The following is a 3744-nucleotide window of genomic DNA, read 5'->3' on the forward strand; positions in this document are numbered from 1 at the left end:
ATGCACCGTCGAGCCGCACCCGGATGGGTTCTACCTTGACCGCGACCGGTGGCGTCATGCCGCGATCGGTGAACGTCACGCCGCCATCCACGACCTCGATCGTTTTCAGGCCGATGTGCCACGGCTGTTGCTCGGCTGCGCGGCGCGACTCTTCCGCACGCTCGGGAGCCACCGCCGGCGCCGCCTCGCGCGGCGCCAGTCCCATCCAATTGAGCTTGCCGTCGCCGTCGATCCACGCCTCGCCGCGCGGCTTCGAAATCTTCAGCGCGTCGAACTGAACGCTCTTGTCCTTGTAGTTGGCCGCTCCTGTGCCGAGTTCGACGCCGGCGAGGGTCAGGATCGGCGCCTGTTCATTGCGAGGTTTGAGGCTCAGGTCCTTCAGCCCGAGGACGATCTGCTCCACGGTGATCTGGGAGCCTGTACCCGCGTAGTCAACGGCCGCAGCGAACGCGAGCCCGATGTCGTTGATGCTCGCATCGTAGGGCTGTACCGCCGCATCGTCCGAGAAGGTGAAACCGAACTTTTCGACACGGAATGCTTTCAGTTCGATCCGCCACGGCGACTCCTCGCCGGCGGGCTTCTGATCCGCCGCCACCGCGGCCGTTTCGCGCGCGGCTTCGGCGCCCTTCAGCTTGAGCAGTTCGACCCAGTTGATGAGATTGTCCGATCCGCGCTGTGCTCCCATCCCGCCACCGCTCGCCACGATCTGATCGAGCACCAGGGTGCGGCCGCCGAGATCGAACGTCCCCGGACCGACTTCCAGGCTGTCGAGCCGCAGCACGCGGTCCTCCTTGTTGTGGGACTTCATGGCCCAGCCCTTGAGATGCGCCCGGATATCGGTCGCGTGCACCCGGGGTTGCGGCTGCTTGAGATCGACCTCGTAGGCGGCACTCACGTCGGCCGTGCCGCTCGGAATCTCGAAATTGACGAGGTCCTTGCCGAAGCGCCAGAGCTTGGGTCCGGACAACCCCGTGAGGGCGATCGTCCCGCGCGACTGCAGGGGCGACAGCGTGAACTCACCTTCCCACTTGAGTTGCTCGCCCTCGGGCGTGCGCGCGACGAGACTCTGCTTGCCTTCACGATCGGGCAGCGTATTCAGGTCGGTGAGCAGTACCGCCACCGGATCGACCTCGCTCGTGAAGGGCTCGGCGCGGCGCTCGTCGCGGAAATTGACGCCGGCACGGTCGATCTCGAGCTTGTCGACGATGACACGCGGCAGCGGCTCGCCCGACTCCTGCTTCGGGGGCGTGTCCCGGGTCGCATCCGCGATCAGCCGCGCGAAATTGAGCATCCCCTCGCGATCGACGACGACATTGGCGAGCGGTCGGGCGAGCGAGATCTCGCGGAAGCCGAACGCCCGCTGGGTCAGCGCGGGAAAAATCTCGTAATCGACGAGCAGGCGCTCGAAGGACGCCAGCGGCGAGCCGTCCTTGTCCTTGAGCGCCACGTCCCGCATCTCGAGCTTGAGATCGAAGGGATTCACCTTGATCTCGCCGATGGTCAGTGTGCGCTGCAACTTTTCCTGTGACAGCTTTTCGAGCTGAGAGCGCAGAATGGGCGGCACCGCGAGAAAGCCGATCGCTGCAAACAGAACGACGGCGGCCAGCACGGCGCCGCCGGCGATGAGCAGCTTTCTTTTCATCGACGCTTGGCGCAGCGCGATGAGCGCTCGCGGTGCAGCATGGCGCGCCCCGCCGCCGCGCTCAGGACTTCGCTGGGGTCGGGACCAGCTTGCGTTGGGCGAGCGCGTCGATGATCACCTTGGCGAAGCCCGGTGCTTCCTGGTTGACGCTGCCCGGCGCGAACGTCTGCGTGGTGCCGGCCCAGACGAGCTTGCTCGTGCGCACGTCCCAGAGGTTGGTTTCGACCGTCACCACTTCGTACTGATAGCTGACGGGCGGGTTGTAGGTCACCGCCGCCGTGTAGTAGCCGTAGAAGTTGTTGTAGTAGCCGACGCCCGGAACCACTGTCGGTGAATAGCCGGGCACCTGCTGCGTCTCCTTGTTGGATTTCACGAGCCTTGCGACGAGGAAGCCGTCTGCGCCGGCATCCTTCGCGGCTTTCTCGATCGCCTCCCGCGAGGGCTGTTCCCCCGCTGGGAACAGGGTGTGTCCGGGCACGCCCTCGACGCCGCGACGCGTCAGTTCGGCGGCGAAGATGTCCTCGAACGTCTGGCTCGTCCCCCCCTCGGCGCCGAGCCCGAGAACGATGACCTTGCGGAAGGGTCCGCCGCTGTACCCCGGATCCTCCCACACGTTCACCAGGTTGGTGGAGGTAGCGCACGCACCCAGCAGCAGTGCGGGCAGGAAGACCGCGATGACGCGGTGCAGGACGGAATGAGTAAGCACCATGTTCTCTCCGCAGATTAGCTCGTTGGATCCGGTCGCTTTACCGGATCATGACGTTATTGTACCGCTCGCGGCAGGCCCTGGCAGCCTCTCAACCGGCGCCGTCGGAACGCGGTGGCGCGGGCACGGTGCGCACCGCGTCCGCGATCTGCCCGGCGAGGACGGCGAGCGCGCGACTCATGCCGGCTGCGTAGGCACCCGGCCCGCCCTCGGTCGTGACCGGCTCCACGATCTCCGACTGGCGCGTGAACAGCACCTTCGCTGCATCCGGCGACTGCAGTTCCCAGCGGGCCACGAGCACGATGCCCTTGCCCGCCACCGGCTCGAACTGCAGGACCTGCACCGGGACGCGCACGGCGATGTCGCGCTGGCGCGCCCACGGCCACACCACCACGCGATCGCTCTGGAGCAGGCGCGACAGGTCCTCACCGAGAACCCGCAGCACCTCCTGTTCGAGCGGCGAGCCCCAGCTGTGACGGGTATCCACGCGCAGTTGATTGGCCGCCTCGCGCGAGACCATCTCGTTGCGGTCCAGATAGCCCGGAACGGTCACCGGGCCGACGCCGACCGCGATGCCGGAAGATGCGAGCTGGGCCGCGGGCACCGTCGGTTCGAGCACGTAGGTCGGCGCGCGCGGGGGTGTTCCCGGTCCCAGATTCACGCAGGCGGAAACAACCGTTACGAGCAACAACCACATCGCACCGCGCCGTGAAACCAGGGGCAGCGGGCTCCCCCTTCTCGACTCCTTCACCTGCGTGCAGGCGGTCGCGGTGCTCACTGCTTACCCTCCTCGCCGGGGCGGCCGCGAAGCAGTGCATCCGGGCGCTTTTCGAGTTCCGTCGCAAGCAGGCGGATCGAACGCGCGGCAGCAGCCAGTTCCTTCAATGCGGTGTTGAGTTCGTAGACCAAGGGAGAGTTCTCGCTCGTGAGGTTCTCGATGTTGCGCATCGTCTGACGGGTGCTGTCGAGCGTCTTGTCGCCGCTCTCGGCTATGCGGTTGATGGCGTCGGCCACGGTGTTCACACGCTTCTCCGCTGCGGCCGCCGTCAGGCGCACCTGCTCCAGGGTGAGCGTGCCTGCCGCAAACGTCTGCCGCGCCGCCGACGCGGTGTTTTCCAGCGACGACGTGACCCGCGGCATGCTTTTCTCCACCTGCGCGAGGGCGCCGGTCGCTGCCGCCAGCATGTCGCGCACGTTGCGCCGTTCCTTCCCGTCCGTGGGGCCGAGCAGGTCGTTCACGTTCTCCAGCACCACGCGCAGATCGTTGACGATCTCGCCAACCGGCAGTCCCGTCAGGAACTCCTCGAGCTCCTGCGTGCGCGAGGGCAAGGTCGGAATCTCCCACCACCCCGACGGCGCACTCTCGTGAAGATCCATCTGTGTGCCCGGCTCGAAG

General features: G+C 66.6%; 4 protein-coding genes. All 4 read right to left on the reverse strand.

Annotation, left to right across the window (positions count from 1 at the left end; all coding sequences use genetic code 11):
* Nucleotides 1-1642: DUF748 domain-containing protein (locus tag JNK68_01490; protein MBL8539021.1), on the reverse strand; the 1642-nt coding region annotated here is incomplete at its 3' end.
* A 61-nt stretch (nucleotides 1643-1703) separates the two neighbouring features.
* Nucleotides 1704-2348, reverse strand: a complete 645-nt coding sequence (locus JNK68_01495) for a hypothetical protein (GenBank protein ID MBL8539022.1) — start codon at nucleotides 2346-2348, stop codon at nucleotides 1704-1706.
* 91 nt (nucleotides 2349-2439) lie between these two features.
* Nucleotides 2440-3126, reverse strand: coding sequence for a membrane integrity-associated transporter subunit PqiC (locus JNK68_01500; GenBank protein MBL8539023.1), 687 nt, complete (start codon nucleotides 3124-3126; stop codon nucleotides 2440-2442).
* Entirely contained in the window at nucleotides 3123-3725 is a 603-nt protein-coding gene (locus JNK68_01505; protein MBL8539024.1) for a hypothetical protein, read from the reverse strand. Before JNK68_01505 ends, JNK68_01500 begins: the two co-directional genes overlap by 4 nt.
* Between the last annotated feature and the right edge of the window lie 19 nt (nucleotides 3726-3744).

The organism is Betaproteobacteria bacterium, assembly GCA_016791345.1.
Classification (GTDB): Bacteria; Pseudomonadota; Gammaproteobacteria; order Burkholderiales; family JAEUMW01; genus JAEUMW01.